General features: G+C 70.8%; 28 protein-coding genes and 1 tRNA gene. 11 read left to right on the top strand and 18 right to left on the bottom strand.

Features of this window, described 5'->3' with window-relative positions:
* Window positions 1-3: 3 nt before the first annotated feature.
* Genes M2165_RS06565 through M2165_RS06555 form a run of 3 tightly spaced genes read right to left on the bottom strand, consistent with a single transcriptional unit; the run spans window position 4 to window position 2,220 of the window.
* Entirely contained in the window at window positions 4-1,290 is a 1,287-nt protein-coding gene (locus M2165_RS06565; RefSeq protein ID WP_280813869.1) for a cytochrome c, read from the bottom strand.
* 7 nt (window positions 1,291-1,297) lie between these two features.
* Window positions 1,298-2,035 carry a c-type cytochrome gene (locus tag M2165_RS06560; protein ID WP_280813868.1) on the bottom strand — a complete coding sequence of 246 codons (738 nt, stop codon included), beginning with the start codon at window positions 2,033-2,035 and terminating at the stop codon, window positions 1,298-1,300.
* A complete protein-coding gene (locus M2165_RS06555; RefSeq protein WP_280813867.1) occupies window positions 2,032-2,220 on the bottom strand; it encodes a DUF2970 domain-containing protein in 189 nt (62 codons plus the stop codon). The genes M2165_RS06560 and M2165_RS06555 overlap by 4 nt, the downstream gene beginning before the upstream one ends.
* A gap of 96 nt (window positions 2,221-2,316) precedes the next feature.
* On the opposite strand from M2165_RS06555, the gene M2165_RS06550 reads away from it, so the two are divergent.
* Both M2165_RS06550 and alkB read left to right on the top strand, forming a co-directional pair.
* Window positions 2,317-3,765: a PLP-dependent aminotransferase family protein gene (locus M2165_RS06550; RefSeq protein WP_280813866.1), complete on the top strand. Its 1,449-nt coding sequence runs from the start codon at window positions 2,317-2,319 to the stop codon at window positions 3,763-3,765.
* Complete coding sequence (alkB, locus tag M2165_RS06545; protein ID WP_280813865.1) at window positions 3,762-4,421, top strand: DNA oxidative demethylase AlkB; 660 nt, start codon at window positions 3,762-3,764, stop codon at window positions 4,419-4,421. Before M2165_RS06550 ends, alkB begins: the two co-directional genes overlap by 4 nt.
* A 9-nt stretch (window positions 4,422-4,430) precedes the next feature.
* Here alkB and M2165_RS06540 read toward each other — a convergent pair whose 3' ends face one another.
* Together M2165_RS06540 and M2165_RS06535 are read right to left on the bottom strand one after the other, a co-directional pair.
* Window positions 4,431-4,637, bottom strand: coding sequence for a hypothetical protein (locus tag M2165_RS06540; protein WP_280813864.1), 207 nt, complete (start codon window positions 4,635-4,637; stop codon window positions 4,431-4,433).
* A gap of 17 nt (window positions 4,638-4,654) precedes the next feature.
* Window positions 4,655-4,731 (bottom strand) — tRNA-Met (locus M2165_RS06535).
* Window positions 4,732-4,877: 146 nt separating this feature from the next.
* On the opposite strand from M2165_RS06535, the gene M2165_RS06530 reads away from it, so the two are divergent.
* Both M2165_RS06530 and M2165_RS06525 read left to right on the top strand, forming a co-directional pair.
* Window positions 4,878-5,546, top strand: coding sequence for a sigma-70 family RNA polymerase sigma factor (locus M2165_RS06530; RefSeq protein WP_280813863.1), 669 nt, complete (start codon window positions 4,878-4,880; stop codon window positions 5,544-5,546).
* The gene (locus tag M2165_RS06525; RefSeq protein ID WP_280813862.1) at window positions 5,543-6,802 is read left to right on the top strand and encodes a hypothetical protein; all 1,260 of its coding nucleotides are present in this window, start codon (window positions 5,543-5,545) and stop codon (window positions 6,800-6,802) included. Before M2165_RS06530 ends, M2165_RS06525 begins: the two co-directional genes overlap by 4 nt.
* Window positions 6,803-6,826: 24 nt before the next feature.
* Here M2165_RS06525 and M2165_RS06520 read toward each other — a convergent pair whose 3' ends face one another.
* From M2165_RS06520 to M2165_RS06505, 4 genes are all read right to left on the bottom strand, one after another.
* A complete protein-coding gene (locus M2165_RS06520) occupies window positions 6,827-7,606 on the bottom strand; it encodes an enoyl-CoA hydratase (RefSeq protein ID WP_280813861.1) in 780 nt (259 codons plus the stop codon).
* A gap of 96 nt (window positions 7,607-7,702) precedes the next feature.
* Complete coding sequence (locus tag M2165_RS06515; RefSeq protein ID WP_280813860.1) at window positions 7,703-9,547, bottom strand: peptidase M61; 1,845 nt, start codon at window positions 9,545-9,547, stop codon at window positions 7,703-7,705.
* Window positions 9,547-10,269 carry a DsbC family protein gene (locus tag M2165_RS06510; protein ID WP_280813859.1) on the bottom strand — a complete coding sequence of 241 codons (723 nt, stop codon included), beginning with the start codon at window positions 10,267-10,269 and terminating at the stop codon, window positions 9,547-9,549. The genes M2165_RS06515 and M2165_RS06510 overlap by 1 nt, the downstream gene beginning before the upstream one ends.
* A gap of 23 nt (window positions 10,270-10,292) precedes the next feature.
* The gene (locus M2165_RS06505; protein WP_280813858.1) at window positions 10,293-11,426 is read right to left on the bottom strand and encodes an FAD-dependent monooxygenase; all 1,134 of its coding nucleotides are present in this window, start codon (window positions 11,424-11,426) and stop codon (window positions 10,293-10,295) included.
* A gap of 88 nt (window positions 11,427-11,514) precedes the next feature.
* Here M2165_RS06505 and M2165_RS06500 point away from each other — a divergent pair, with 88 nt between their 5' ends.
* Complete coding sequence (locus M2165_RS06500) at window positions 11,515-12,396, top strand: MOSC N-terminal beta barrel domain-containing protein (protein ID WP_280813857.1); 882 nt, start codon at window positions 11,515-11,517, stop codon at window positions 12,394-12,396.
* A 19-nt stretch (window positions 12,397-12,415) separates the two neighbouring features.
* On the opposite strand, the gene rbsD is transcribed toward M2165_RS06500, so the two are convergent.
* The 6 genes from rbsD to M2165_RS06470 all read right to left on the bottom strand — a co-directional run bounded on the left by rbsD (window position 12,416) and on the right by M2165_RS06470 (window position 18,648).
* Window positions 12,416-12,814 (bottom strand): D-ribose pyranase, encoded by a 399-nt coding sequence (gene rbsD / locus M2165_RS06495; RefSeq protein WP_280813856.1) that lies wholly within the window; start codon window positions 12,812-12,814, stop codon window positions 12,416-12,418.
* Entirely contained in the window at window positions 12,811-13,782 is a 972-nt protein-coding gene (gene rbsK, locus M2165_RS06490; RefSeq protein WP_280813855.1) for a ribokinase, read from the bottom strand. Before rbsK ends, rbsD begins: the two co-directional genes overlap by 4 nt.
* Complete coding sequence (locus M2165_RS06485; RefSeq protein ID WP_280813854.1) at window positions 13,779-14,879, bottom strand: LacI family DNA-binding transcriptional regulator; 1,101 nt, start codon at window positions 14,877-14,879, stop codon at window positions 13,779-13,781. The genes rbsK and M2165_RS06485 overlap by 4 nt, the downstream gene beginning before the upstream one ends.
* Before the next feature lie 190 nt (window positions 14,880-15,069).
* A complete protein-coding gene (locus M2165_RS06480) occupies window positions 15,070-16,050 on the bottom strand; it encodes an ABC transporter permease (protein ID WP_280813853.1) in 981 nt (326 codons plus the stop codon).
* Window positions 16,047-17,639, bottom strand: a complete 1,593-nt coding sequence (locus M2165_RS06475; protein WP_280817482.1) for a sugar ABC transporter ATP-binding protein — start codon at window positions 17,637-17,639, stop codon at window positions 16,047-16,049. The genes M2165_RS06480 and M2165_RS06475 overlap by 4 nt, the downstream gene beginning before the upstream one ends.
* A gap of 49 nt (window positions 17,640-17,688) precedes the next feature.
* Window positions 17,689-18,648: a sugar ABC transporter substrate-binding protein gene (locus M2165_RS06470; protein ID WP_280813852.1), complete on the bottom strand. Its 960-nt coding sequence runs from the start codon at window positions 18,646-18,648 to the stop codon at window positions 17,689-17,691.
* Between the two features lie 197 nt (window positions 18,649-18,845).
* Between M2165_RS06470 and ychF the strand changes: the two genes are divergently transcribed.
* Both ychF and M2165_RS06460 read left to right on the top strand, forming a co-directional pair.
* Window positions 18,846-19,937, top strand: coding sequence for a redox-regulated ATPase YchF (gene ychF / locus M2165_RS06465; protein ID WP_280813851.1), 1,092 nt, complete (start codon window positions 18,846-18,848; stop codon window positions 19,935-19,937).
* Entirely contained in the window at window positions 19,937-20,611 is a 675-nt protein-coding gene (locus M2165_RS06460; protein WP_280813850.1) for a glutathione S-transferase, read from the top strand. Before ychF ends, M2165_RS06460 begins: the two co-directional genes overlap by 1 nt.
* Before the next feature lie 31 nt (window positions 20,612-20,642).
* On the opposite strand, the gene M2165_RS06455 is transcribed toward M2165_RS06460, so the two are convergent.
* Entirely contained in the window at window positions 20,643-21,113 is a 471-nt protein-coding gene (locus M2165_RS06455; RefSeq protein WP_280813849.1) for a YqaA family protein, read from the bottom strand.
* Window positions 21,114-21,294: 181 nt separating this feature from the next.
* On the opposite strand from M2165_RS06455, the gene dusB reads away from it, so the two are divergent.
* From dusB to purH, 3 genes are read left to right on the top strand one after another with little or no spacing between them, the layout of a single operon-like run.
* A complete protein-coding gene (dusB, locus tag M2165_RS06450) occupies window positions 21,295-22,353 on the top strand; it encodes a tRNA dihydrouridine synthase DusB (protein ID WP_280813848.1) in 1,059 nt (352 codons plus the stop codon).
* A gap of 18 nt (window positions 22,354-22,371) precedes the next feature.
* Window positions 22,372-22,608, top strand: coding sequence for a Fis family transcriptional regulator (locus M2165_RS06445; RefSeq protein WP_007838304.1), 237 nt, complete (start codon window positions 22,372-22,374; stop codon window positions 22,606-22,608).
* Window positions 22,609-22,623: 15 nt separating this feature from the next.
* A complete protein-coding gene (gene purH / locus M2165_RS06440; protein ID WP_280813847.1) occupies window positions 22,624-24,231 on the top strand; it encodes a bifunctional phosphoribosylaminoimidazolecarboxamide formyltransferase/IMP cyclohydrolase in 1,608 nt (535 codons plus the stop codon).
* Window positions 24,232-24,265: 34 nt separating this feature from the next.
* On the opposite strand, the gene M2165_RS06435 is transcribed toward purH, so the two are convergent.
* Complete coding sequence (locus tag M2165_RS06435; RefSeq protein ID WP_280813846.1) at window positions 24,266-24,997, bottom strand: TetR/AcrR family transcriptional regulator; 732 nt, start codon at window positions 24,995-24,997, stop codon at window positions 24,266-24,268.
* 136 nt (window positions 24,998-25,133) lie between these two features.
* Here M2165_RS06435 and M2165_RS06430 point away from each other — a divergent pair, with 136 nt between their 5' ends.
* A complete protein-coding gene (locus tag M2165_RS06430) occupies window positions 25,134-25,577 on the top strand; it encodes a hypothetical protein (RefSeq protein ID WP_280813845.1) in 444 nt (147 codons plus the stop codon).
* Between the two features lie 25 nt (window positions 25,578-25,602).
* On the opposite strand, the gene hemL is transcribed toward M2165_RS06430, so the two are convergent.
* Window positions 25,603-26,889, bottom strand: a complete 1,287-nt coding sequence (hemL, locus tag M2165_RS06425; RefSeq protein ID WP_280813844.1) for a glutamate-1-semialdehyde 2,1-aminomutase — start codon at window positions 26,887-26,889, stop codon at window positions 25,603-25,605.
* Between the last annotated feature and the right edge of the window lie 38 nt (window positions 26,890-26,927).

Raw genomic sequence — 26,927 nt, 5'->3', positions numbered from 1 at the left:
CGCTCAGCGGCGCATCGTGTCGAGCTGCGTGACCGGCGCGGCGTCGTTGCCCCACGAGCCCCGGATGTAAGTCAGCACGGCCGCCACGTCCGACGCGTCGAGCTCCTGCCCGAACGGCGGCATGCCGTAGGGCCGCGGGTTGCCCGCGGTCGCAGGCAGGTAGCCGCCATGGGCGATCACCTGGATCAGGTTGGTCGGCCGTGCCATGGTCACGGCGCGGTTGCCCGCGAGCGCAGGAAACGCGCCCGGCTGGCCCTGGCCCTGGTCGCCGTGGCAGTAGGCGCAGCGCTGGTCGTAGATGCGCGCGCCGCGCGCCATGGCGGCGGCGTCGCGGCGCCCTGGCGCCGGCGCGGCGGCCGGGCGCGCCGAGGCGGCGGGGGCGCCGGGCAGGTCCTTGAGGTAGCTGGCCATCGCCGCGAGGTCGGCATCGCTCAGGTACTGCGTGCTGCGGAACACCACCTCGGCCATCGGTCCCATGACCGAGCCGCGCGGCGCCGTGCCGGTCTTGAGCAGCGCGACCACCTCGGCCGTCGGCCAGTCGGCCACGCCGGCCTCGTGCGGATCGGTGAGCGAGGGCGCGTACCAGTTCTCCGCCGCGATCAGCCCGCCCGAGAGCCCGAGCTTGGTCTGCGTGGCGCCGAGCGAATCGCGGCTGCCGTGGCAGGCGATGCAGTGCCCCAGGCCGCCCACCAGGTAGGCGCCGCGGTTCCATTCGGCCGGCTTGCCCGCGTCGGGCCGGAAGGTCTCGGGCTGGAACGAGAGGGCCCGCCACACGGCCAGTGCGGCCTGCGTGTCGTAGGGAAAGCGCAGCCGGTGCGGCTGGTTGGGCACGGCCGCGGCCGGCACGCTGCGCAGGTAGGCGTAGATCGCGTCCGAGTCCTCGCGCGTCACCTGCGTGAAGTTCGGATAGGGGAAGGCGGGGTACAGCAGCCGGCCGTCCTTGCTGCGGCCGTTGTGCATCGCGCGCCAGAAATGCGCGCTGCTCCAGCTGCCGATGCCGGCCTGCGCGTCGGGCGTGAGGTTGCTCGAGTAGACCGTGCCGAAGGGCGTCTCGATCGGCAGCCCGCCGGCGTAGGGCTGGCCGCCGCGCGTCGTGTGGCAGCCGGCGCAGTTGCCGGCGAGCGCCAGATAGCGGCCGCGCTCGACCTGCTGGGGCGTGGACTGGAAGGCTTCGGATGCGGCGGGCAGCGGGTCTTCGCCGCGCAGGTTGAGCGCGACGACGCCGGCGGCCGCGGCCCCGAGCAGCAGCAACAGGGCCAGAACCGTCCAGCCGAGATGGCGCAACTTCATGGCCGCCTCACTTTCCCGGCATCCCGCCGCAGGCCATCGGCAGCGGCGCGGGCAGGGCGGCGACCGGCCTCGGGTCGGCCGGCATCGGCTGCACCGCGAGCCAGCTGGCCACGGCATTCACGTCGGCGGTGCTCATGCGCTGGCCGATCTCGGCCATGCAGTCGGGCGCGAGCGCATGCCGCTCGCGCGTGAGCCAGGCGCCGAGCTGCGACGACACATAGAGCCGCGGCAGCCCCAGCAGTCCCGGAATGGCCGGCTGCACGCCAGTGAGCGCGGCGCCGTGGCACTGCACGCAGGCCGGGATGCGGCGCGCCGCGTCGCCTTCGAGCGCGAGCTGGCGGCCGCGCGCGAGCTGCGCGGGCGTCGCATCGCTGGCCGGCGAGACGGGCGGGTAGGGCAGGTCGAGGCCGGCGAAGTAGGTCGCCATTTCCATCAGGTAGGCATCGGAGAGGTGCTGCACCATGTAGGTCATGTCGGCGTTGAAGCGCCGGCCATCGCGAAAGCTGCGCAGCTGGTTGAACAGGTAGCCCGCGGGCTTGCCGGACAGCCGCGGAAAGTAGCCGGCGTTGCTGGTGGCGCCCACGCGGCCGTGGCAGGCGATGCAGGCGGCGACGCGCTGCGCCATGTCGTTGGCCGCGGGCGCCGCGTCCGTGGCCGCGAGGGCCGTGCCACCGTGGCCGAGCAGCAGCGCCAGCGCCAGCCCCGCGAGCCGGCGAAGCGCGTTGATTCCGTTCCTGCGCCTCATGTGCCGGCCGCGACGTGCGCCAGCGCCAGCAGCCCCGCCACGAGCAGCAGCACGGTGACGAAGGCGACGCCGATGAGCGGCAGCAGCCCGACCCGGGCGGTGCGGCTGTCGGCGTCCGCACGGCGGCCGCCCAGCCCGATGAAGCTCCAGAGAACGGCGCGGATCGCGCGCAAGAGAGAGGACATGCACCGACTGTGCCGCAACCGCGCCGGAAAAAACAGATGCAGATCCGATGCAAATCACCGGAGCAGATAAAGTCGCCCGACCAGACCGCCTGCCCCATGAAGCGCTACGAAGCCCTGGCCGCCGACATCGAGTCATCGATCCGCAGCGGCACCCTCAAAACCGGCGACCGCCTGCCGTCGGTGCGGCACACCGGCGAAAGCCGCGGCGTGAGCGCCTCCACCGTGTTCCAGGCCTACTACCTGCTCGAGGCCCGGGGCCTGGTGCGTGCGCGCGACCGATCGGGCTACTACGTCACGGGTGGCGGTGCGCGCGACGTGCCGCCCGAGGCCAACCTCACCTCGCGCCCGGCCGACGGCCCGAAGTCGCTCGAGGTCAGCGACCGCGTGTTCGAGATCCTCGAAGCCAGCATGTCCCGGCAGGTGGTGCCCTTCGGATCGGCGTTTCCGAGCCCGCTGCTGTTCCCGCTCGCGCGGCTCGGCCAGTTCATGGCCGCGAGCGCGAAGTCGCTCGACCCCTGGCGCACGGTGGACGACCTCACGCCCGGCAGCGCCGCGCTGCGCCGGCAGATCGCGCTGCGCTACCTCGGCGACGGCATGCAGGTGCCGGCCGAGGAGATCGTCGTCACCAACGGCGCGCTCGAGGCGCTGAACCTCTGCCTCGCGGCCGTCACGCGGCCCGGCGACTCGGTGGTGGTGGAGTCGCCCACCTTCTATGCCGCGCTGCAGGCGCTGGAGCGCATGGGCCTGCGCGCGATCGAGGTGCCGACGCATCCGGGCGAGGGCATCGACCTCGGCGCGCTCGAACGCGCGCTCGCCGCGCACAAGCCCAGTGCCTGCTGGCTCATGACCACCTTCCAGAACCCGCTCGGCAGCCTCATGCCCGACGCGAAGAAGAAGGCGCTGGTCGAGCTGCTCGCGCGCCATGCGGTGCCGCTGATCGAGGACGACGTGTATGCCGAGCTCTATTTCGGCGACCGGCGTCCGCCGCCCGCCAAGGCCTTCGACACCCAGGGCATGGTGCTGCACTGCACCTCGTTCTCGAAGTGCCTCGCGCCGGGCTACCGCATCGGATGGGCCTCGGCCGGCCGCTTCGCGCGCGCCGTGGCACGGCTCAAGCTCACGACCACCCTCAGCACCTCCGTGCCCGCGCAACTCGCGCTCGCGGGCTACCTCGAGAAGGGCGGCCTCGACAAGCACCTGCGCAAGCTGCGCCAGGTGCTGGCGGTGCAGCAGGCGAGCTTCGCGCAGGCGCTGGGCCACTACTTTCCGCCCGGCACGCGCGCCACGCGGCCCCTCGGCGGCTACTTTCTCTGGGTCGAACTGCCGGCGCACGTCGATGCACTCGACATCCACCGCCAGGCGCTGGAGCGCGGCATCAGCGTGGCGCCCGGGCCGATCTTCTCGGCCACGCGGGGTTTCTCGCATTGCCTGCGCCTGAACTACGGCCACGCCTGGAACGCGCAGAGCGAACAGGCGATGCAGACGCTGGGCCGGCTCGTCGCCGAGGCAGCGGACCGGCCGGCGCAGCGGCAGGCGGCGCCATGACGCTCGATCTTTTCGACGACGCGCCCGAGGCCGAGCCGCAGCGCGGCAAGGAAGCGATCGGCCCCGGCGCCTTCGTGCTGCGAGGCTTCGCGCTGCCCTCGGTCGGCGAACTGCTGCCGGCGCTGGAGGCGGTCGCCCAGCATGCGCCCTTCCGGCACCTCGTGACCCCCGGCGGCTTCACGATGTCGGTCGCCATGACCAACTGCGGCCGGCTCGGCTGGCTCTCGGACCGCCGCGGCTACCGCTACGCCGAACGCGATCCGCAGACCGGCGCGCCCTGGCCCGCCATGCCTGCGGCCTTCGAGCGGCTCGCCCGCACCGCCGCGGCCGAGGCGGGCTTCGAGGGCTTCGCACCCGACGCCTGCCTCGTCAACCGCTACGAACCCGGCACGCGGCTGTCGCTGCACCAGGACAAGGACGAGCGCGACCACGGCGCGCCGATCGTGTCGGTCTCGCTCGGCATGCCCGCCGTCTTCCTGTGGGGCGGCCTCGCGCGCAGCGACAAGCCGCGGCGCATTCCGCTCGCGCATGGCGACGTCGTCGTCTGGGGCGGACCGGACCGCCTGCGCTACCACGGCGTGCTGCCGCTCGAGGACCGGCCGCATGCCCTCTTCGGCAGCCGGCGCATCAATCTCACCTTCCGCAAGGCCGGCTGAGTGCAAATGTCAAAACAATGACTTGTCCCGCTTTTCTGTGCACAACTCTGTGGGTTGTCTGAGGACCGGGCCCGCCGCAGCCAGCATTGGCGCGGCTTCCCACTGCATTGCCTGCCGAACGGGCACCGGTCCGGGCAGTGGAAAAATCAGGCCGAAAACACGCCCCAAAACCGCACGGCGCAAAACAAAAAAGCCTTGCAAGTCATTGACCTGCAAGGCTTTTTGATGATGTCTGGTGGCTCTTCACGGACTCGAACCGCGGACCTGTGGATTATGATTCCATCGCTCTAACCGACTGAGCTAAAGAGCCGTTCGGGGCAGTGCTGCACCGAGCCCAAGATTATAGCGCAGGCTTTGGGCCCCTGATCAAGTCGCGGATGCGCGGCGGTGTCTTTTTTGGATCGGCCGACCCCGAAGCCTCCCGGCCGCCGTACAAGCCCGGGTGACAATCCGTTCATGTCCGCGCTGCCCCGCGCCCCTTCCGCCAAAGCCGCCTCCGGGCGCGAAGCCATGCCCGACGACCAGTTGATGCTGGCCTACGCGCAGGGCGACGGCGCGGCCTTCGATCTGCTGTACGCGCGCCACGAAGGGGCGCTGTTCCGCTTCGTCAAGCGGCTGCTCGGCACGCGGCTCGCCGCGCAGGCCGACGAGGTGTTCCAGGACACCTGGGTGCGGATCATCACGGCGCGCGAGAGCTTCTCGCCGCAGGGCGCCACCTGGCGCACCTGGGCTTTCACGATCGCGCACAACCTGGCGATGGACCGGCTGCGCGTGAGCGGGCGCGAGGTGGCGCTCGACGCCCATGCCGACGACGCCGACGATGCGGTGCCGCTGCTCGACCGCGGCGTGCGCGGCGCGGCCGCCGACGTGGCGGCGCATCCTTCGGCCGAGGAACTCGCGTTCTGGCGCGCCGCCGGCCGCCGCCTGCTGGCCTGCCTGGACGAACTGCCGCCCGAGCAGCGCGCCGCCTTCCTGCTGCACCACGAGGACGGCCTCACCGTCGAAGCGCTCGCGGCCAGCCTGCAGATCGGCTTCGAGACGGTTCGCAGCCGGCTGCGCTACGGGCTGCAGAAACTTCGCGCCTGCATGTCGCGCTACCTCGCGGTGCTGGAGCAGGGAACATGAGCGGGAACGGCGACAGCGGCAGCGCCGACGACGCGCTGCGCGACGCGGCCCTGCGCCGTGCGCTCGACCATGCGCCCGACCGCGACGCGGTACCCGACCCGCGCACCCGCGACGCGATCCGGAAGATGGCGCACAACCTGACCGCCGTGCCGCCTTCGGCGTCCGCCGCATCCGACGCGGGCGCCGGCTGGTGGCGACGCTGGTTCGGCGGCGGGGCCGCACCCGGCCGGCCGCGCGCCCGCATGCCCTGGAATGCCGCCTTCGCGACCGTGCTCGTGGCGACCTTCGTCACCGTGCTCTGGCACCGCGAGCCGGTTCCCGATGCGCGGCTCGACGGCGAAGCGCATGTCGCGCAGGCACCGGCACCGGCACCGGCACCTGCACCGGCTGCGCCGGTGGCCGAGGCGCCGCCGGCGGCCTCCCCGGCTGCGCCCGAGGTCGCGCGCGAGCGGGCGCAGCAGGGAGGTACGGCGCAGGGCGGGACGGGCGCCGCGCGGGACCTGGCGGCGCCTGCGGCATCGCCGGAACGCCGGGCGAGGGCGCCGGAAACCCCTGCGCCGGTTCTGCGCGCGGAGCCCGCGCCGGCGGCCGAGTCGGCGCCAGCACCTGCGGCAGCACCGGCACCGGCGCCGGCACCGGCACCGGCACCGGCACCGGCACCGGCATCAAGCCTCGCACCGGCGCCAGCCGCACCGCCGCCTCCTCCAGCACCTGCGCCAGCCATCGTCGCCGCGCCGCGCGCCGAGCTTCCACCGCAGGCCGCGCCCGCCGCCCCGCCGTCGGCGCGCGAGGCGGCTGCGGAGAGCGCCGCCGCCCCCGCCGCGCAGCGCAGTCCGGCCGCCGAGGCATCCGGCGCCCTTCTTCGCCAATCACCGGCACCGCGCGCTGCCGCTGCCGCTGCCAAGTCCGCCGCCACGCCGGCGGCCATGCCGGCCTTCTCGGCCCTCGACCGCTGGCGCTTCCTGGAGGCGGCGATCGATAGCCAGCCGCCGCTGCGCCAGGCCCGCGGCGACACCGAAGGACTGGCCGCGCTGGTGAATGCCGTCGCCCGCTCCGCCACCACGCCGGGCGAGGGCACGACCGCCCCGGTCGATCTGCGGCTGGAACTGCATGGCGATGCCGGCCTGCTGGCCGTGCTCGAAGTCGCGGGGGATCAGGTGCGCTGGCTGCCGCAGCCGGGCGGCGCCGGCTTCGTCGGCACGCCGCCCGCATCGGCGCTGGCGGCCCTGCGTGCGGCGCTCGCAGGCCGCCGTTAGCGGCGGCTGCGTTCTCTCACTCTCTCAGGCGTTCTTGAAGTCGGGCTGGCGCTTGGCGAGGAAGGCGTCCATGCCTTCCTTCTGGTCCTGCGTCGCGAACAGCGCATGGAACAGCCGGCGCTCGAACATCACGCCGTCCGACAGGCCGCTCTCGAACGCGCGGTTGACCGATTCCTTGGCGGCCATCACCGCGATCTGCGAGAAGCCGCAGATCACGAGCGCGGCGCCGAGGGCTTCGTCGGCGAGTTTCTCGTAGGGCACCACGCGGCTCACGAGGCCCGCGCGCTCGGCCTCGGCCGCGTCCATCATGCGGGCGGTGAGCGCCATGTCCATGGCCTTGCTCTTGCCCACCGCACGCGGCAGGCGTTGCGTGCCGCCGGCGCCGGGGATCACGCCGATCTTGATCTCGGGCTGGCCGAACTTGGCGTTGTCGGCCGCGATGATGAAGTCGCACATCATCGCCAGCTCGCAGCCGCCGCCGAGCGCGAAGCCGCTGACCGCGGCGATCACCGGCTTGCGGATCGAGCGGATGGTCTCCCAGTTGCGCGTGATGTAGTCGCCCTTGTAGGTGTCGATGAAGCTGTACTTCGCCATCGCCGCGATGTCGGCGCCGGCCGCGAAGGCGCGCTCGCTGCCCGTGACGATGATGCAGCCGATGGCCTCGTCGGCATCGAAGGCCTTGAGCGCCTGGCCCAGCTCGGTCATCAGCGCGTCGTTGAGCGCATTCAGGGCCTTCGGACGGTGGAGGGTGATGATGCCGACCTTGCCTGCTTCGGTCCGCACTTCGATGTTTTCGTAGCTCATGGTGTCTCCGGGGAAGGGGGAAAACGCGCTTCACTATACCGAGCATTCGCGCGCGGGCGATGGCGCAGGGCGGCGGGAGATGACGCCCGCGCCCGGTCAGCGCCGCGCGCCTGCCGTGAGCCAGTCCGCGACCTTCGCCGCGTCGTGCGCGAACAGCCGCCAGGTGGTGGCGCCCGCCGGCAGCGCCAGCGGCAGCCGCAGCAGCTTGCGGTCGCGCGCCACGATGGCGGTGCAGCGCGTGGCGTCGCCGAGGTAGAGCGCGAGGTCGTCGAGCTTGGTGATGCGCCAGGCCTGCACCTGCCCCTTGCGGCCCGCCGCGGGCAGCTCGATGCCGATCCATTCGTCGTTGGCGGAGAAGCCCGCCTTCTCGGCCGCGCCGCCGCGCAGCACCACCTTGATCTGCAGGCTGCCGTTGCTTTCGGCCACGCGCAGGCCCAGGGCCTGCGCCGGCTGCGAGGGGTCGTCGAGCGCGGCCACGCCATGCGCGCGCAGCAGCTGCGCGAGCGGCAGTTCGTCGGTCGCATGCACCCACTGCGCCAGTTCCGCGGCATAGGAGCGTCCGCCCACCGCTTCGAGCGCGGCCGCGATGTCGGCTTCGCTGATCGGGCCGCCGTCGCCGTGCTGCCACAGGTGGCGCATCACGTCGTCGAGCGTGCCGCGGCCTTCGCGGCGCAGCGTCAGGTCGAAGCACAGCGCGACCAGCGCGCCCTTGGTGTAGTAGCTGACGGTGTTGTTGGGCGTCTGCTCGTCCTGCCGGTAGTACTTGGTCCAGGCGTCGAAGCTCGCGTCGGCCACCGGCTGCACCAGCCGGCCCGGCGTCTGCAGCACCTGGTTGATGGTCTTGTTGAGCAGCCGCAGGTAGCCCGCGTCGTCGATGCGGTCGGCGCGCCGCAGCAGCAGGTCGTCGTAGTAGCTCGTGAAGCCTTCGAAGAACCACAGCAACTGCGTGTAGTTCTCTCGGCCGTAGTCGTAGCGCGCGAACTCCGCCGGGCGCATGCGCTTGACGTTCCAGGTGTGGAAGTACTCGTGGCTGATCAGCCCCATGAGCGTGGTGTAGCCCTCGGGCTGCTTCTTGGCGCCGCGCTGGGGCAGGTCGCGCCGGTTGCAGATCAGCGCGGTGGAGTGCCGATGCTCGAGCCCGCCGTAGCCGTCGTCCACCGCGTTGAGCATGAACACGTAGCGGTCGATCGGCAGCGCGGGGCCGCCGCGCCGGCCGGCCTTGTCGCCATGCCAGAAGCGCAGCTCGGCCTCGCAGATGGCCTGGGTGTCGGCGATCAGCCGCTCGCCGTCGAAGGAGGCCGCGGCGCCCGCGACCACGAAGCGGTGCGGCACGCCGCAGGCCTCGAACTCGGCGCTCCAGAAGGGGCCCATCTCGACCGGGCTGTCGGCGATCTCGTCGTAGTCGGCGGCCAGGTAGCTGCCGAAGCCGTGCCTGTCGATCTTTGCGGGGCGCAGCGCGGTCGCGCACGACCAGCGCGGCGCGTCGGGCGGCTGCGCGGGCGCGACCACCTCGAGCGCATGCGGCTCGTCGGTGCGCCCTTCGACGCGCAGGCACAGGCTGGTGCCGTTGAAGAAGCCGCGCGCATCGTCGAGCCAGGCGGTGCGCACCGAGTTGTCGTAGGCGCAGACCTGGTAGTGCAGCACCAGCGGCTGGCCGGGCACGCAGTCGATCTGCCAGCTGCATTTGTCGAGCTGCGTCAGCACCGGCTTGCGCCGGCCCTGCGTGGCGCGCAGGCCCTGCAGGTTCTTGGCGAACTCGCGCACGAGGTAGCTGCCCGGAATCCACACGGGCAGCGCCACGCGCTGCTGCGCCGCGGGCGCGGCGATGGTCAGGGTGACCGCGAACAGGTGCGCATGCGGGTTCGCGCATTCGACGCGGCAATGCACTGCGGCGGCCGGCGCCGCCGCCGCGGCGCGCCGGGAGGAGCTCTGCGCGGCCATCAGTTGATCGACGCGGCGAGCTGCTTCTCGACCTGCTCCGCGGGAATGGCGCCCGGCGTGCGGGTGCCGTCGCTGAAGATCAGGGTCGGCGTGCCGGTGATGTTGTACTTGCGGCCGAACTCCACGTTGCGCTGCAGCGCCGCGGTGTCGCAGCCCGGCGCCGCGGTGGCCGGCCTGACGTTGGATTCCATCCAGTCGCTCCAGGCCTTGCCCTTGTCCTTGCTGCACCAGATGTCGCGCGACTTGGTGGCCGAATCGGGTCCGAGCACCGGGTAGAGGAACAGGTGGACGGTGACGTTGTCGACCGTCTTCATGTCCTTCTCGAAGCGCTTGCAGTAGCCGCAGTTCGGGTCTTCGAACACCGCGAGCCTGCGCTTGCCGTTGCCGCGCACGATCTTGATCGCGTCCTTCAGCGGCAGCTGGTCGAAGGCGACGGCGCTGAGCTTCTCGACGCGCTCCTCGGTGAGGTTCTTGCGCGCCTTCACGTCGATCAGGTTGCCCTGCAGCAGGTAGTTGCCCTGCTCGTCGGTGTAGTAGATCTGGAAGCCGTTCACGCGCACCTCGTACAGGCCCGGCACCGGCGACTTGGTGACCTCGTCGATCGGCGGGAACTGCGGAATGCGCGCAGGGAGGTTCTTGCGGATCTCGGCCTCGCCGGCAAAGGCGCCGACGACCGCACCCAGGGCGCAGGCGGCGAGAAGGAGGTGGCGTGCGAATGTCATTGAAAGTCCGGTGGAAGGATTCTTCATGCCTTCAAGCCCATCGCCTGGCTGGCGATCCATTGCTTGAGCAGGCGTGTCTGGTCGAAGCCGCGCATGCCCCAGTTGCGCAGCGCGGGCAGCGGATCGACGCTGTGCGAGAACAGCTGCTGCAGGCCGTCGGTGGCGAGGCTCATCTGCAGCACGCCGGCGCGGCGTGCGCGCTCGTAGCGGCGCAGCAGGCGCGGGTCGCTCACGCTGCGCCAGTAGTCGCGCTGCTTGATCACGTCGGCCAGCATGGCCGCATCGGCGAGGCCGAGGTTCAGCCCCTGTCCGGCGAGCGGATGCACGGTGTGGGCGGCGTCGCCGGCCAGTGCCCAGGATTGCGGCGCGCCCTGCGCCTGCGGCAGCGTGCCGGTCCAGCGGTCGGCCATCGCGCGCGCGAGCGGCCAGGCGGCGCGCTCGCTCGTGAGGCGCAGCGCGCCGAAGGCAGCGTGGCTGGCCTCGGTGACGGCGGCGTCGAACTGCGCGTCGTCCAGCGCGAGCAGCTCGGGTGCGCGCAGCTGGTCGACCGACCACACCAGTGCGAGCGAGCGTCCCTGCGCGCCGCCCATGGGCAGCAGCGCGAGCACCTCGCTCTTGTCGTTGAACCACTGGCGCGCGGTGCCGTCGTGCGCCTGCGCGGCTTCCAGGCGCGCGGCGATCGCATGCTGGGGATAGCGCGTGACCTGGTAGCTCACGCCCAGCGCCTCGCGCGTGGCGCTGGCCTTGCCTTCGCACACCACGGTGAGCGGCGCCGGCACCGGCGCCTCCACCACCTCGACCTGCGGCTGGAAGCGCACCGCATCGGCGAGCTGCTGCTCGAGCGCGGGCACGTCGACGATCCAGGCGAGCGCATCGACCTTCTGCCGCGCGGCGCTGAACTGCACCCGGCCGCCCTCGTCGCCGTTCACGAGCATCTCGCGCACGGGCGTGGCATGGGCCGCATCGGGCCAGGCGCGCAGCGATTCGAGCAGGGTCCTGGAAGCGGCGTTGAGCGCATAGGCCCGGATGTCCGGCTTGCCCGGCGCGGCCTTCGGTGCCACCAGCGCGACGCGCACGCGCTCGCGCGCGAGCAGCAGGGCCAGCGTCCGGCCCACGATGCCGGCGCCGCGTATGCAAACTTCAGGGGGAAGGGCCATCCGGCCATTGTATGAACAAGCAAAAACCGGGCGCCGCGCGGCGGGTCATCGATGCGGGACAATCGCCGCAAATTCCAAGGAACCCCACGTGCCTCAGCCCGAATTCGACCTCCGCGCCACCATCGCGCGCCTGTTCGTCTACCCCGTCAAGTCATGCGCGGGGGTCGAGCTCCCCGAGGCCCTGCTGACCGAGACCGGCCTGGAGTTCGACCGCGCCTGGATGGTGGTCGATGCCGAGGGCGCGTTCGTCACGCAGCGCCAGCTCCCGCGCATGGCGCTGATCCGGCCGCAGATGAAGCACACCGAGGTGGTGCTGCGCGCGCCGGGCATGCTGGCGCTGCACCTGGCCTTCGACCGCGTCGAGCAGCCGGTGCGCGTGCGCGTCTGGAAGGACGAGGTCGCGGCCTACGACATGGGCGACATCGCCGCCCAGTGGTTCAGCGACTTCCTTTCCGAGCCCGGCCGCCCGCAGACGCTGCGGCTGGTGCGCTTCGACCCGGCGCAGAAGCGCCTGTCGAGCCTGGAATGGACCGGCGGCATCGAGGCCGAGAACCAGTTCGCCGACGGCTATCCGCTGCTGGTGGCGAGCGAAGGCTCCCTCGCCGAACTCAACGAACGCCTGGCCGCCGCGGGTCACGCCGCGGTCGGCATCGAGCGCTTCCGGCCCAACATCGTGCTCGCGGGCATCGAGGCGCACGACGAGGACCGCGTCGATGCGCTGCACGTCGCCACGGCCGAGGGCGAGGCCGAGCTGAAGCCCGTCAAGCCCTGCACGCGCTGCCCGGTGCCCGACATCGATCCCGCCACCGGCATCAGCAGCCCCGAGGTCGGCGACATGCTGCGCACCTACCGCGCCGATCCGCGCGTGGACGGCCGCATCACCTTCGGCATGAACTGCATCGTGGTCCAGGGTGTGGAGCAGATGCTCAAGGTGGGGCAGGCGGTGGGCGCGAACTACCGGTTCGAATAGCGCGGGGCGGGTCCGTTGCTCAGTCGAAGGCCACGCCCGCCACCAGCATGATGTTGGCGTAGGGCGTGCATTCGCCGGTGCGCACGATGGCGCGCGCCCTGGCGCTGCGGCGCTTGAATTCCTCGTGCGACACGGTCTGCGGCGCCAGGCCGAGCGACGACGGATACCAGCCGGGCAATTGCGTCGCGCTGTTCGGCAGCGCCTCGTCGGCGATGACGACGGCCTCGACCTGCATCTCCGACAGCACCGCCTCCAGCACCTCGGCCAGCCGCGGCACGCCGCGCGCGACCGCGAGGTCGATGCGGCGCGGGCCGTCGGGGATCGGCAGGCCGGCGTCGCCGATCACGAGCATGTCGCCGTGGCCGAGGGCGGCGATGACCTGGGAGAGTTCGGCATGCAGCAGGGGAGAGCGTTTCACGGCAGCGGAATCCAGTCGGGTGGCAGGGGGCTTCGCAGCACGGCATCGCGCCGCGGGATGGAGGGCTGGGCGCCGGGCTGCTGGATGCACAGCGCCGCGGCGCGGATGCCCAGGCGCACGGCCTCGTCGAAGGACGCGCCTTCGCCCAGCGCCACGGCGAGCGCGCCGAGGAAGGTGTCGCCGGCCGCGGTGGTGTCCACGGCCTGCACCTGCGGCGCGGGATGGTGGCGCGCGCCATCGTCGTCGATGGCCACCGCGCCGCGCGCGCCGAGCGTGACGACCACGCGCGCGATGCCTTCGGCGCGCAGCGCCCGGCCCGCGAGCGCGGCCTCCTGCGGGCTGTCGGCCGCCTGGCCGCAGAGCGCGCGGGCCTCGAGCTCGTTCACCACCAGCGTGTCGATGCGCGGCCACAGCGGCGCGGCGATCGGCTGCATCGGCGACGGGTTGAGCAGCACCTTGCAGCCCGCCGCGTGCGCGGCCGAGATCGCGCGCTCGACCTGGTCCATCGGCGTCTCGAACTGCGTGACGAGAAAGGCCGCGCCCTGCAGCTGCGCGCGCAGCGCGGCCGCGTCGAGGTCGACCGCGGCATTGGCGCCGGGCACCATCACGATGCGGTTCTGGCCGCCGTCCTCGACCAGGATCAGCGCCGTGCCCGTGGGCGCGGCGGTGGTGGTGCGCAGCGCGGCGGTGTCGATGCCGTCGGCCTCGAGCGCTGCGCAGAGCGCCCGGCCGTTCGCGTCGTCGCCGACGCAGCCGATCATCGCCACTTGGCCGCCTTCGCGCGCGCAGCTCACGGCCTGGTTCGCGCCCTTGCCGCCGGGGATGTGGTCGATGGAGCGGCCGAGCAGTGTCTCGCCCGCGGCGGGTGCATGCGGCACGCGCAGCACGATGTCCATGTTGAGGCTGCCGAGCACGACGATGCGCGGCGGCGCGGCATGAACGGGGGAGGGCGGATTCGGGGCGCTCACGGCTTGCGGGGCTTTCGGGTGTCCGCCGCGGCGGCGGCGTCGGACGGGGAGGGCGCGGGCGCTTCGCGGAAGCTCGCATGGCGCGCGGTCGAGGCGCGCACGCGCAGCTCGGGCTGCAGCACCACCTTGCGTGCGTCGCGCCGCTTGCCGCCGACGCGCTCCAGCAGCATGTCGACCGCGAGCGCGCCGATGCGCTCCTTGGGCTGCGCCACCGTGGTGAGCGGCGGGCTGGTGTAGGCCGAGAGTTCGATGTCGTCGAAGCCCACGATCGAGAGGTCGTCGGGCACGTGCACGCCGCTCTCGTGCGCGGCGCGCAGCGCGCCGATCGCCATCAGGTCGTTGCAGACGAACACGGCCGACGGCGCCTGCTCGGTGCGCAGGATCGCATGCATCGCCTCGTAGCCGCCCTGGCTCGTGAAGCCGCCGCGCCACAGCAGCGCATCGGCGCCCGCGCCCTGGGGCTGCGAGCTGGCGCCGGCCTCGGCCAGCGCCATGCGCCAGCCTTCGATGCGCTGCTCGCTCGGCATCACGCCCACCGGGCCGCCGATGCAGGCGATGCGCCGGTGCCCGAGCGACAGCAGGTGCCGCACCGCGAGCAGGCCGCCCTGCATGTGGGCCGTCTCGACCAGGTCGCAGGCGGGGTCGGCGATCTCGCGATCGACCAGCACCGTGGGAATGCGCAGGCCGTGCAGCTGCGTCACCAGCGAATCGTCCTCGCCGGCGCCGGTGGAGACCACGATCAGCCCGTCGATGCGGCGCTCGGCCAGCACCTGCAGGTAGACGCTCTGGCGCCGGGGCTCGTCGTCGGTGTTGCACAGCACCAGCGTGTAGCCGGCGCCGAAGCAGCGGTCTTCCACGATGCGCACGATCTCGGCGAAGTACGGGTTCGAGCTGTTCGGGATCAGCATCCCGAGCGTGGAGGTGGTGTTGCTCTTGAGGCTGCGCGCCATCGCGTTGGGCACGTAGCCGAGCTCGCGGATCGCCTGCTCGACGCGCTCGCGCCCCTTGGCGCTCACGTGGCGCGTGTCGTTGACCACGTGCGAGACCGTGGTCACGGAAACCCCCGCGCGCAGCGCGACGTCCTTGATGGTGGCCATCTTCCGCTCTCTCTTCAGTTTTCCATCGCGCTGCGCGCCATCCCCATCGCACGACGCAGGCAACGCAAGTCGGCGAGCGCAGCGAAGCCCTCCGGGCACCCGCGGAACTGGCTTTGCCAGGCCGCCGGGTGCGCCCCCCTCCCGCCGAAGGCGAGAGAGGGGGGAGCCGCGAAGCGGCATGGGGGGTGTTTCATTTCAGTTCGGCGCGGCGCTGGCGCAGGGTGTCGATGATCACCGCGACCACGATCACCGCGCCCGTGATGATGCGCTTGCTCGGTTCGCTCGCGCCCACCTGCGCGAGCCCGGCCTCGAGCACCGCGATGATCAGCACGCCGAAGAAGGTGTTGACCACCGAGCCGCGCCCGCCCATGAGGCTGGTGCCGCCGATCACCACGGCCGCGATCACCTGCAGCTCGATGCCGACGCCGGCGTTCGGGTCGGCGGCCTCGAGCCGCGCCGACTGCATCAGGCCCGCGAGCGCGGCCAGCAGGCCGGTGGCGGCGAACACGAGGATGCGGATCGGCCGCGGATCGACGCCCGCGAGCCGCATCGCCTCCTCGTTGGTGCCGATGCCCACCACGTGCCGGCCGAACACCGTGCGCGTGAGCACCAGTTGCCCGGCCACCACCAGCAGCACCGCGATCACGAAGGCGGCCGAGATGCCGCCGGCCCACGGGGCGGCCAGGCCCGAGATCGCATCGCCCACGTACTGGGTGCGCGAATCGGTCACGAGGTACGCGCCGCCGCGCACCGCTTCGAGCATGCCGAGCGAGACGATGAAGCTCGGCAGCCGCCAGGCCACCGAGACCGAACCCGTGACCGTGCCGCAGACCAGCCCGGTCGCGAGGCCGAGCGCGGCGGCCAGCGGCACCGAGAGCTTCCATTGGAGGATCGCCGCGGCCGTGACCGCCGCGCTGAGCGCCAGCACCGAGCCGACCGAGAGGTCGATGCCCGCGATGATCAGCACGAAGGTCATGCCGACCGCCATCACCGCGAGCGCGGGGATCTCGTTGGCGATCGAGACGAAGGTCTCGCGCGTGAGGAAGTAGTCGCTCAGCGTGCCGAAGAGCGCGACCATGCCCACGAGCACGACGGTCAGGCCGAGGTAGGTGCCCAGCTGGCCCTTGAGGGCGGAGGGCGGGGCGGCGTTGGGTGCGGCGGCTGCGTTCATGGTGTCTCGGCCGGGGCCGGCTGGTTCTTGTTCGGTTCGGAAGGTGCGGCGATGGGGTCGGCGGTGCGTCCCGCCGCGTCGCTGAAGGCGGCGGCAAGGAGCGATTGTTCGCTCCACTGGCCGCGCTCGAACACGGCGACCAGCCGTCCGGCGCTCATCACGCCGATGCGGTCGCACATGGCCATCAGCTCGCGCAGGTCGCTCGACACCATCAGCAGCGCGCGGCCGGCCTCGGTCATGCGGTCGAGCTCGGCGTAGAGGTCGGCGCGCGCGCCCACGTCCACGCCGCGCGTGGGTTCGTCGAGCAGCAGCACCTTGCATTCGCGGTGCAGCCAGCGCGCGAACACCACCTTCTGCTGGTTGCCGCCGCTGAGCGTGGCCACCGGCTGCTCGATGCTGCGCGAGCGGATGCGCAGCAGCTCCACCAGCCGCCGCGCGATGCCGCGCTCCCGGGCGTGCTGCAGCCAGCCGCCCCTGGAGATCGCGCCCAGGTCGCTCAGCGTGGCGTTGACGCGGATCGACTGCGGCAGCAGCAGGCCCTGCGACTTGCGGTCCTCGGTCACGAGGCCGATGCCCGCGCGGATCGCCTGCATCGGCGAGCGCCAGCCCTTTGGCACCTGCTGCACCGTGCGGCCGTCGGCATCGTGCAGCGTGATCTCGCCGCGGTCGGCACGGTCGGCGCCGAACAGCAGCCGCACGAGTTCGGTCCGGCCGGATCCGACCAGGCCTGCGAGGCCCATGACTTCGCCCGCGTGCAGGTCGATGTTCACGTCGCGCACGACCTGCGCCCGGCCGATGCCGCGGGCGCGCAGCAGCACCGGGCCGGCCACGCGGCGCGCGCGGCCCTCGTGCTCGTGCACCGCGCGGCCGACCATGCGCTGCACCAGCTCGGATTCGCGCACGCCGGCCATGGCGCGCACGTCGACCAGGCGGCCGTCGCGCAGCACGGCCACGCGGTCGGCGATGCGCTGCAGCTCCTCGAGCCGGTGCGAGACGTAGACGATTGCCACGCCGCGCGCCTTGAGCCCTTCGATCTGCTCGAACAGGTGCGCGGTCTCGCGCGGCGTGAGCATGGCCGTGGGCTCGTCGAGCACCAGCACCCGGGTGTCGTCCTGCAGGTTGCGCGCGATCTCGACCATCTGCTGCTGGCCGATGCCGAGCCGCGCGACCGGCATCGCCGGGTCGATGTTCTGCATGCCGATCTTGGCGAGCTGGCGCGCGGCCAGCTCGTGCAGCTTCGCGCGGCGGATCCAGCCGGTCCTGTGCGGCAGCCGGTCGAGCAGCAGGTTCTCCGCCACCGACAGCGTGGTGACCAGCCCCAGTTCCTGCATCACCATGCGCACGCCCAGGCGCTCGGCGTCGCGGCGCGAGGCGGGCGCGAAGGCCGCGCCGTCGAGGAGCATGTGGCCGCGCGTGGGCTGCACCAGGCCGCAGACGATCTTCGACAGCGTGCTCTTGCCGGCGCCGTTCTCGCCCGTCAGTGCGAGCACCTCGCCGGCGTTGAGCACGAGCGACACGTCGTCGAGCACCGGCGCCGCGTAGTCCTTGCCGAGCCCGCTCAGGGAGAGCACGGGCACGGGGGCATGCATGGCGGCGGCGGAGGTGGTCAACGCGGGCTCTCTTCCTTCGGGTCGCGGCTTACTTGGCCGACGACGACTTGGTCACGAGCACCACGTCGGTCTTGACCTCGGCCGGCATATCGGACTGCTTCTTCTTCTCGGCCAGCGCCTTCAGCGCGGTCTCGATGCCGAACACCGCCTGCTTGGCGGCGAACTGGTCGGCCGTGGCGAGCACGCGGCCGTCGGCCAGCATCGGCTTGATGGCGCCGATGTTGTCGTAGCCCACGACCTGCACCTTGCCGGTCTTGCCCGCGGCCTTGACCGCGGCGACCGCGCCGAGCGCCATGCTGTCGTTGCCCGCGAGCAGCGCCTTCAGGTCCGGGTGCTCGCGCAGCATGCCGGCGGCCACGGTGTTGCCCTTGTCGATCTCCCACTGGCCCGACTGCACGCCGACCACGGTGACGCCCGCGGCCTTCATCGCGTCCTGGTAGCCCAGAGTGCGCTGCTGCGCATTGAAGGTGGTCGACACGCCTTCGATGATGCCGACCTTGTCGCCCGCCTTCAGGCTCTTGGCGAGTTCGTCGCCGACCAGCTTGGCGCCGGCGCGGTTGTCGGGGCCGACGAAGGGCACCTGGATGCCCTTTTCCTTCAGCGCCGCGGCGTCGAACTGGTTGTCGATGTTGACCACGAGGATGCCGCGGTCGATGGCCGTCTTGACCACCGGCACCAGCGCCTTCGAATCGGCCGGGGCGATGACCAGCGCGTTGATCTTCTGCGCCATCATCTGCTCGACCATCTTGATCTGGGCGGCGGTGTCCGTCTCGTCCTTGATGCCGTTGGCCACCAGCGTGTACTTGGCGGCGTTGGCCTTCTGGTGCGCCTTGGCGCCGTCTTCCATGGTGCGGAAGAACTCGTTGGCCAGCGATTTCATGACCAGCGCGACCTTGGGCTTGTCCTGCGCCAGCGCGGGGGAAGCGCCCAGGGTGCCGAGCAGGGCCAGGGCGGCTGCGCTTTGCAGGGTGCGGCGGGTGAACTTCATGGTGTGTCTCCAGGAGATGGTTGAGCGGGCGCCGGTCTCTGCCGGGCTCGGCATTATGAAACGAAAACGTTTGCGCAAACGTTTGCTATTTTGCGATTTCACCCGGGCTAACCCTGAAGAACCGGCATCGAAGACCGGTCCGCGGGCGCGCCGGCGGCCGCGACTTAAAATCCCCGGTTACCCCAAGAGGACCCCCCATGAGCTTGAAGTGCGGCATCGTCGGCCTGCCCAACGTCGGTAAATCCACCCTTTTCAATGCGTTGACCAAGGCCGGCATCGCAGCGGAAAACTATCCTTTCTGCACCATCGAGCCCAACGTCGGCATCGTCGAGGTGCCCGACCCGCGGCTCGCGCAGCTCGCCGATATCGTCCAGCCCGAGCGCGTGGTGCCGGCCATCGTCGAGTTCGTCGACATCGCCGGCCTGGTGGCCGGCGCGAGCACCGGCGAAGGCCTGGGCAACAAGTTCCTGGCCCACATCCGCGAGACCGACGCCACGGTGAACGTGGTGCGCTGCTTCGACGACGACAACGTGGTGCACGTGGCCGGCAAGGTCGACCCGATCTCCGACATCGAGGTGATCCAGACCGAGCTCTGCCTGGCCGACCTCGCGACGGTCGAGAAGGCGCTGCAGCGCCACACCAAGGTCGCGCGCTCGGGCGATAAGGACGCGCAGAAGCTGGTGGGCCTGCTGGAGCGCTGCCAGGCCGCGCTGAACGAGAACACGCCGGTGCGCGCGCTCGAATTCACCAAGGAAGAAATGCCGCTGGTGAAGAGCTTCACGCTGATCACCGCCAAGCCCGCGATGTTCGTGGGCAACGTGGCGGAAGACGGCTTCGAGAACAACCTCTACCTCGACCGCCTGCGCGACTACGCCGCGAAGCAGAACGCGCCCGTGGTGGCGATCTGCGCCAAGATCGAGGCCGATCTCTCGGAGATGGACGACGAGGACAAGAAGATGTTCCTCGCCGAGATCGGCCAGGACGAGCCCGGCCTGAACCGCCTGATCCGCGCCGCCTTCAAGCTGCTGGGCCTGCAGACCTACTTCACCGCCGGCGTGAAGGAAGTGCGCGCCTGGACCATCCACGTCGGCGACACCGGCCCGCAGGCGGCCGGCGTGATCCACACCGATTTCGAGAAGGGCTACATCCGGGCCCAGACCATCTCGTTCGACGACTACATCGCCTACAAGGGCGAGCAGGGCGCCAAGGACGCGGGCAAGATGCGCTCGGAAGGCAAGGAATACGTCGTGAAGGACGGCGACGTGATGAACTTCCTGTTCAGTTCCTGATGCTCACCGTCCATCACCTCAACAACTCGCGTTCGCAGCGGGTGTTGTGGCTGCTCGAGGAACTGGGCCTGCCCTACGACATCGTCCACTACCAGCGCGATCCCCAGACCATGTTGGCGCCCGCTTCGCTGCGGGCGGTGCATCCGCTCGGCAAGTCGCCGGTGGTCACGACGGACGACGGGCTGGTGCTGGCGGAATCGGGCGCCATCCTCGAGACGCTGATCGAGCGCCACGGCCAGGGCCGCTTCGCGCCCGCGCCCGGCACGCCCGAGGCGCTGCGCTACCGCTACTGGATGCACTTCGCCGAAGGCACGGCGATGTCGCCGCTGCTGCTCAAGCTCGTGTTCGACAGGATCGAGGGCAGCAGGATGCCGTTCTTCGTGAAGCCGATCGCCAGGACCATCGCGGCCAAGGCCAAGGCGGCCTTCATCGTGCCGAACATCGAGAGCCACCTGAGCTTCATGGAAGCCGAACTCGGCAAGAGCGAATGGTTCGCGGGCGGCGAGTTCACGGCCGCCGACATCCAGATGAGCTTTCCGGTCGAAGCCGCGCAGGCGCGCGGCGGCCTCGATGCGAAGCGGCCGCGGCTCATGGCCTATCTGGCGCGCATCCACGCGCGGCCGGCCTACCAGCGCGCGCTCGAACGTGGCGGCCCCTACGGCCTGCTGAGTTGAATGGCGCGGGGCTGCACGCCGGCGCGCAGCCTCATGACGGAAAGATATAGAGCAGCGCCACCGTCATGCACACGTAGCGCAGGAACTTGCCGATCGCCATGTAGCCCAGGCATGGCCAGAACGGCAGCTTGAGCCAGCCCGCGACGGCGCACAGCGGATCGCCGACGATCGGCAGCCAGCTCAGCAGGCAGGCCTTGGGGCCGAGCCGTTCGAGCCAGCCCAGCACGCGCACATGGTGCTTGGAGTGCGAATACTTGTCGGCGACCTTGTGCGCGCCGTAGCCGATCCACCAGTCCACCGCGCCGCCCAGGGTGTTGCCGACCGTGGCCACCAGGATGGCCGACCAGAACATCTCGGGGTTCAGCTTCAGCAGGCCGAAGAGGATCGGCTCCGAGCCCACGGGCAGCAGCGTGGCCGAGACGAAGGCCGCGATGAACAGCGTGGACAGGCCGTATTGCGGCAGCGCGAGAAGCGCGAAGAGTGCGTCGAGCCAGGCTTGCATAAGGTGGAATGGACGGCGCAGTATAGGCAGCCCGCGGGCCGCGGCGGGTCGGAGAACCGGCCGCCGTCGATGGGTGTTTGCACCTGCATGGCATGCGCAAATCGTTTCAGCGGCCGAAATGCCGCGTGGCTACAATCGTGCCTCATTTTTCAGCAGCCCGACGCGCGACGCTTCCTCCCCCATGACCTTGCAGATCGGCAACCACACGCTGGAAAACAGGCTGTTCGTCGCGCCCATGGCCGGCGTGACGGACCGGCCTTTCCGCATGCTGTGCCGCGAACTCGGCGCGGGCTATGCGGTCAGCGAGATGGTCACCTCGCGCAAGGAACTCTGGAACACGCTCAAGACCTCGCGGCGCGCCAACCACGACGGCGAGCCGGGCCCGATCGCGGTGCAGATCGCCGGCACCGACGCAGCCATGATGGCCGAGGCCACGGTCTACAACATCGAGCGCGGCGCGCAGATCATCGACATCAACATGGGCTGCCCGGCCAAGAAGGTGTGCAACAAGTGGGCCGGCTCGGCGCTGATGCGCGATGAGCCGCTCGCGCGCGGGATCGTGCAGGCCGTGGTCGATGCGGCGCTTCCGTTCGGCGTGCCGGTCACGCTCAAGATGCGCACCGGCTGGAGCGAGGGGCACCGCAACGCCGTCGGGCTCGCGCGCGATTTCGAATCCATCGGCGTGCAGATGCTCACCGTGCATGGCCGCACGCGCGAGCAGGGCTACAAGGGCGAGGCCGAATACGAGACCATCGCCGCGGTGAAGGCGGCGGTGCGCATTCCGGTGGTGGCCAACGGCGACGTCCGTTCGCCCGAGAAGGCGCGCGACGTGCTCGCGGCCACCGGCGCCGATGCGGTGATGATCGGCCGCGCGGCCCAGGGGCGGCCGTGGATCTTCCGCGAGATCGCGCATTTCCTCGCGACGGGCACGCACCTGGCGCCGCCGCTGGTGGCCGAGGTGCGGCGGCTGCTGCTCGACCATCTCGTGGCGCACCATGCGCTCTATGGCGAGTTCACCGGCGTGCGCACCGCACGCAAGCACATCGGCTGGTACGTGCGCAGCCTGCCGGACGGCGAGGCCTTCCGCGCGCGCATGAACGCCATCGACGACGCGGCCGCGCAGCTGCGCGCGGTGGGCGACTATTTCGACGGGCTCGCGGACCGCATGGACCGCATGCCCGCACACCAGGCGGCCGAAGAGCTGTCCGGTGAAGAGGAGGCGGCCTGCGCCGCTGATTGAGAGAAGAGAAGAAAAAGCATGAGCAAGAAACACATCGAGGACTGCGTGCGCACCAGTCTGGACAGCTATTTCCGCGATCTGCGCGGCACCGAGCCCGACGGCATGTACGAGATGCTCGTGCGCGTGGTCGAGAAGCCCCTGCTCGATGTCGTCATGACGCGCGCCGAGGGCAACCAGTCCAAGGCCGCGCAATGGCTGGGCCTCAACCGCAACACGCTCCGCAAGAAATTGGTCGAGCACAAACTTTTGAAATAACTCCACGGCACATCCATGGCTCAGACCGCACTCCTTTCCGTTTCCGACAAGACCGGCATCCTCGAATTCGCACAGGCGCTGCATGGCCTCGGCATCAGGCTGCTGTCCACCGGCGGCACCGCCAAGCTCCTGGCCGACGCCGGCCTGCCGGTGACCGAGGTCGCCGACCACACCGGCTTTCCGGAAATGCTCGACGGCCGCGTGAAGACGCTGCATCCGAAGATCCACGGCGGCCTGCTCGCGCGGCGCGACCTGCCGGCGCACGTGGCGGCGATCGAGCAGCACGGCATCGACACCATCGACCTGCTGGTGGTCAACCTCTATCCCTTCGAGGCCACCGTGGCCAAGCCCGGCTGCACGCTCGAGGACGCGATCGAGAACATCGACATCGGCGGCCCGGCCATGGTGCGCAGCGCGGCCAAGAACTGGAAGGACGTGGGCGTGCTGACCGACGCTTCCCAGTACCCGGTGGCGCTGGCCGAGCTCAAGGCCGGCGGCAAGCTCAGCGACAAGACCAGGTTCGCCTTCTCGGTGGCCGCGTTCAACCGCATCGCCGACTACGACGGCGCGATCAGCGACTACCTCTCGGCCATCGACTTCGACGCCAGCATCGGCCAGCCCGCGCCCGCGCGCTCGATGTTCCCGGCGCAGAGCAACGGCCGCTTCGTCAAGGTGCAGGACCTGCGCTACGGCGAGAACCCGCACCAGCAGGCCGCCTTCTACCGCGACCTGCATCCCGCGCCGGGTTCGCTCGTGAGCGCGAAGCAGCTGCAGGGCAAGGAGCTGAGCTACAACAACATCGCCGATGCCGACGCGGCCTGGGAATGCGTGAAGAGCTTCGACGTGCCCGCCTGCGTGATCGTGAAGCATGCCAACCCCTGCGGCGTGGCGGTCGGCAAGGACGCGGCCGAGGCCTATGCCAAGGCCTTCAAGACCGATCCGACCTCGGCCTTCGGCGGCATCATCGCCTTCAACCGCCTGGTCGACGGCGAGACCGCGCAGGCGATCGCCAAGCAGTTCGTCGAAGTGCTGATGGCGCCGGGCTACACGCCCGAGGCGCTCGCGGTGTTCCAGGCCACCAAGGTCAAGCAGAACGTGCGCGTGCTCGAGATCGCGCTGCCGCCGGGCGGCAACACCGACTGGGAGAACGGCCGCAACCTGATGGACGTGAAGCGCGTCGGCTCGGGCCTGCTGATGCAGACGGCCGACAACCACGAACTCGCTGCGAGCGACCTCAAAGTGGTCACGAAGAAGCAGCCGACGCCCGAGCAGCTGCAGGACCTGCTGTTCGCATGGAAGGTCGCGAAGTACGTCAAGAGCAACGCCATCGTGTTCTGCGCCGGCGGCATGACCATGGGCGTGGGCGCGGGCCAGATGAGCCGCCTCGATTCCGCGCGCATCGCGAGCATCAAGGCCGAGCATGCGGGCCTGTCGCTGCAGGGCACGGCGGTGGCGAGCGACGCCTTCTTCCCGTTCCGCGACGGCCTCGACGTGGTGGTCGATGCGGGCGCGAGCTGCGTGATCCAGCCGGGCGGCTCGATGCGCGACCAGGAGGTCATCGACGCGGCCGACGAACGCGGCGTGGTGATGGTGCTCTCGGGCGTGCGCCACTTCCGGCACTGACGCCTCGCACCCGCCGGCCGGGCCGGACCGCCCGCTAGCGCCTGGCTGGCGCGCGCGGTCCGGCCTTTTTTGCGGCCGGCGCTTCCGCCGCGGCGGCGGTCGGCGCCGCGGACGCCGCAAGCAGCGCCATGAAGAAGTCGAGCGTGTCGCCCATCGTCCGGGCGGTGGACTGGCGCGACAGGCTCCATTCGGGAAAGTGGCCGTCCACCGCCATGCGCGCGAGGCCGTAGACCAGCGCGCGCGCCGCGATCTGCGCATGGGCGGCATCGGCCTTCGCGAGCGCGCCGCCTTGCGGGAAGGCCTCGTCGAACAAGGCGCGCATCCGCGCCCGGATCGCGTCGTTGTCGCTGCGCATGCTGGGCGAGCCGTCGTAGTCGACCAGCGCACGCTCGCTGATCACGCGAAAGTGCGTCGGATTCGCGAGCGCCCATTCGAGGTAGGCATGGCCGATCGCACCGAAGCGTCCCAGCGCCGGCGCGTCCGCCGCGGCCGCCAGCGCCTGCTCCACATGGATGCGCAGGCGCTGCGTCGCCTGCTCGGCGACCGCGGTCAGCAGGGCGGTCTTGGTCGCGAAATGGCGGAACGGCGCGCCCGGCGAGACGCCGGCGCGCTTGGCGGCCTCGCGCACGCTGAGCTTGTCCAGGCCGTCGCGCTCGATGAGCTCGACCGCGGCCTGGATCAGCGCTTCGCGCAGGTTGCCGTGGTGGTAGGCGACGCGCGCTTCGGGCGCGGCCAGCGGAGAAGATCGGTTGGAGCGGGCGGTCATGCGGCGAGCAGTGTGAACTCCTTGATGTAATCGGTGCTTATTTTGCGCTAGACTGCGCCCGTCGTTGATGTATTCATCGATTACATCAACGGCGAACAACCTCTTCTTCCACGCTTCCTCCCGATCGGAGTCTTCGATGCGCATTCGTCTCAGCTGTCTTTTCGCCGCGATCTTCTGGGCATGTGCCGCCCAGGCGCAGGAGCCGCCGGCCACCCTCCGGATCGTCTGGCCGCCCGAAGGCGCGGCGATTCCGCTCGGCACCGATGCGCAGCGTTCGGTCGGCGTGGTGGTGCAGAGCAACTTCAGGCTGATGCCCGCGGGCCAGTGCGGCGGCGATCCGCGCTGCGGCCACGTGCACATGAAGATCGATCCCGACGGCGACAGCTGCAACCTGCCGGGCCGCCCCTACAACAGCATGAACAGCGATTTCGGCGGCGACCTGATCAAGGCGAACTTCGCGCCATGCCCGTCGCCGACGGGAAGCCATGTGATCGGCGTGCTGCTGGCCGACGACCATCACCGGCCGGTGCTGGTGAACGGCAAGCCGGTGACGGGGCTGGTGAGGGTCACGACGCGCTGAAGCCGCGGCGCGCCGCGAGGCGGGGCTACGCCGCCTGGAAGACCTGGCGCGCGGCCTCGATGGTCGCGGCGATGTCCGCGTCGCTGTGCGCCGCGCTCACGAAGCCCGCTTCGTAGAGCGCCGGCGCGATGTACACGCCGCGCGCGAGCAGCCCGTGGAACAGCGTGTTGAACTTGGCGCCATCGGTGGTCATGACCGTGGCGTAGTTCTGCGGCAGTTCGTCCATGAGGAAGAAGCCGAACATGCCGCCTTCGCTGTCGGCGCTGAAGGGCTGGCCCTCGGCCGCCGCGGCGGCCTTCAGGCCGTCGACCAGCGCGCGGGTCTTCGCGGCGAGCGCCTCGTAGAAGCCGGGTTTCGCGATCTCCTTCAGCGTCGCGAGGCCGCAGGCGGTCGCCACCGGATTGCCCGAGAGCGTGCCCGCCTGGTAGACGGGGCCGAGCGGCGCGAGCTGTTCCATGATGGCGCGCGGTCCGCCGAAGGCCGCGAGCGGCATGCCGCCGCCGATGACCTTGCCGAGCACGGTGAGGTCGGGCCGGATGCCCAGCACGCCCTGCGCGCCGTGCAGGCCGACGCGGAAGCCCGTCATCACCTCGTCGAAGATCAGCAGCGCACCGTGCTGCGTGCAGAGTTCGCGGCAGCGGCGCGCGAACTCGGGCGTGGCGCGCACGAAGTTCATGTTGCCCGCGATCGCCTCGATCATCAGGCCGGCGATGTCGTTGCCGTGCAGCGCGAAGGCTTCCTCGAGCTGGGCGATGTTGTTGTACTCGAGCACCAGCGTGTGCTGCGTGACCTCGGGCGGCACGCCGGCCGAGGTGGGATGCCCGAAGGTCGCGAGCCCGGAGCCCGCCTTGACCAGCAGCGCGTCGGCGTGGCCGTGGTAGCAGCCCTCGAACTTGATGATGTGCTTGCGCCCGGTGGCGCCGCGCGCGAGGCGCAGCGCGCTCATCGCGGCCTCGGTGCCCGAACTCACGAGCCGCACCATTTCCATCGACGGCACCAGCGCGAGGATGGCTTCCGCCAACTCGATCTCGCGCTCCGTCGGTGCGCCGTACGAGAAGCCTTCGAGCACCGCCTTCTGCACCGCCTCGACCACGGCCGGATGGCCATGCCCCAGGATCATCGGCCCCCAGGAACCGATGTAGTCGATGTAGCGGCGGTCGTCGGCGTCCCAGAAATAGGCGCCCTCGGCGCGCCGGATGAAGCGCGGCGTGCCGCCCACCGCCTTGAAGGCGCGCACGGGCGAATTGACGCCACCGGGAATGACCGCGCGGGCACGGTCGAAAAGAAGGTCGTTCTGGTCAGCTGAAGGCATGGCGTCGAAAAAAAGAGCAGGGTGTCGAAAAAGGGCAG

The sequence above is a fragment of the Variovorax sp. TBS-050B genome (assembly GCF_029893635.1).
Taxonomy (GTDB): domain Bacteria; phylum Pseudomonadota; class Gammaproteobacteria; order Burkholderiales; family Burkholderiaceae_C; genus Variovorax.
The sequence above is the reverse complement of the archived record's forward strand: the minus strand, read 5'-3'. Positions and strand labels throughout refer to the sequence as shown.

Coding starts and splice junctions, on each gene's coding strand:
- M2165_RS06565 (WP_280813869.1), bottom strand. CDS start 1,290: ATGAAGTTGCGCCATCTCGGCTGGACGGTTCTGGCCCTGTTGCTGCTG.
- M2165_RS06560 (WP_280813868.1), bottom strand. CDS start 2,035: ATGAGGCGCAGGAACGGAATCAACGCGCTTCGCCGGCTCGCGGGGCTG.
- M2165_RS06555 (WP_280813867.1), bottom strand. CDS start 2,220: ATGTCCTCTCTCTTGCGCGCGATCCGCGCCGTTCTCTGGAGCTTCATC.
- M2165_RS06550 (WP_280813866.1), top strand. CDS start 2,317: ATGAAGCGCTACGAAGCCCTGGCCGCCGACATCGAGTCATCGATCCGC.
- alkB (WP_280813865.1), top strand. CDS start 3,762: ATGACGCTCGATCTTTTCGACGACGCGCCCGAGGCCGAGCCGCAGCGC.
- M2165_RS06530 (WP_280813863.1), top strand. CDS start 4,878: ATGTCCGCGCTGCCCCGCGCCCCTTCCGCCAAAGCCGCCTCCGGGCGC.
- M2165_RS06525 (WP_280813862.1), top strand. CDS start 5,543: ATGAGCGGGAACGGCGACAGCGGCAGCGCCGACGACGCGCTGCGCGAC.
- M2165_RS06520 (WP_280813861.1), bottom strand. CDS start 7,606: ATGAGCTACGAAAACATCGAAGTGCGGACCGAAGCAGGCAAGGTCGGC.
- M2165_RS06515 (WP_280813860.1), bottom strand. CDS start 9,547: ATGGCCGCGCAGAGCTCCTCCCGGCGCGCCGCGGCGGCGGCGCCGGCC.
- M2165_RS06510 (WP_280813859.1), bottom strand. CDS start 10,269: ATGACATTCGCACGCCACCTCCTTCTCGCCGCCTGCGCCCTGGGTGCG.
- M2165_RS06505 (WP_280813858.1), bottom strand. CDS start 11,426: ATGGCCCTTCCCCCTGAAGTTTGCATACGCGGCGCCGGCATCGTGGGC.
- M2165_RS06485 (WP_280813854.1), bottom strand. CDS start 14,879: ATGGCCACCATCAAGGACGTCGCGCTGCGCGCGGGGGTTTCCGTGACC.
- M2165_RS06480 (WP_280813853.1), bottom strand. CDS start 16,050: ATGAACGCAGCCGCCGCACCCAACGCCGCCCCGCCCTCCGCCCTCAAG.
- M2165_RS06475 (WP_280817482.1), bottom strand. CDS start 17,639: ATGCATGCCCCCGTGCCCGTGCTCTCCCTGAGCGGGCTCGGCAAGGAC.
- M2165_RS06470 (WP_280813852.1), bottom strand. CDS start 18,648: ATGAAGTTCACCCGCCGCACCCTGCAAAGCGCAGCCGCCCTGGCCCTG.
- ychF (WP_280813851.1), top strand. CDS start 18,846: ATGAGCTTGAAGTGCGGCATCGTCGGCCTGCCCAACGTCGGTAAATCC.
- M2165_RS06460 (WP_280813850.1), top strand. CDS start 19,937: ATGCTCACCGTCCATCACCTCAACAACTCGCGTTCGCAGCGGGTGTTG.
- M2165_RS06455 (WP_280813849.1), bottom strand. CDS start 21,113: ATGCAAGCCTGGCTCGACGCACTCTTCGCGCTTCTCGCGCTGCCGCAA.
- dusB (WP_280813848.1), top strand. CDS start 21,295: ATGACCTTGCAGATCGGCAACCACACGCTGGAAAACAGGCTGTTCGTC.
- M2165_RS06445 (WP_007838304.1), top strand. CDS start 22,372: ATGAGCAAGAAACACATCGAGGACTGCGTGCGCACCAGTCTGGACAGC.
- purH (WP_280813847.1), top strand. CDS start 22,624: ATGGCTCAGACCGCACTCCTTTCCGTTTCCGACAAGACCGGCATCCTC.
- M2165_RS06435 (WP_280813846.1), bottom strand. CDS start 24,997: ATGACCGCCCGCTCCAACCGATCTTCTCCGCTGGCCGCGCCCGAAGCG.
- M2165_RS06430 (WP_280813845.1), top strand. CDS start 25,134: ATGCGCATTCGTCTCAGCTGTCTTTTCGCCGCGATCTTCTGGGCATGT.
- hemL (WP_280813844.1), bottom strand. CDS start 26,889: ATGCCTTCAGCTGACCAGAACGACCTTCTTTTCGACCGTGCCCGCGCG.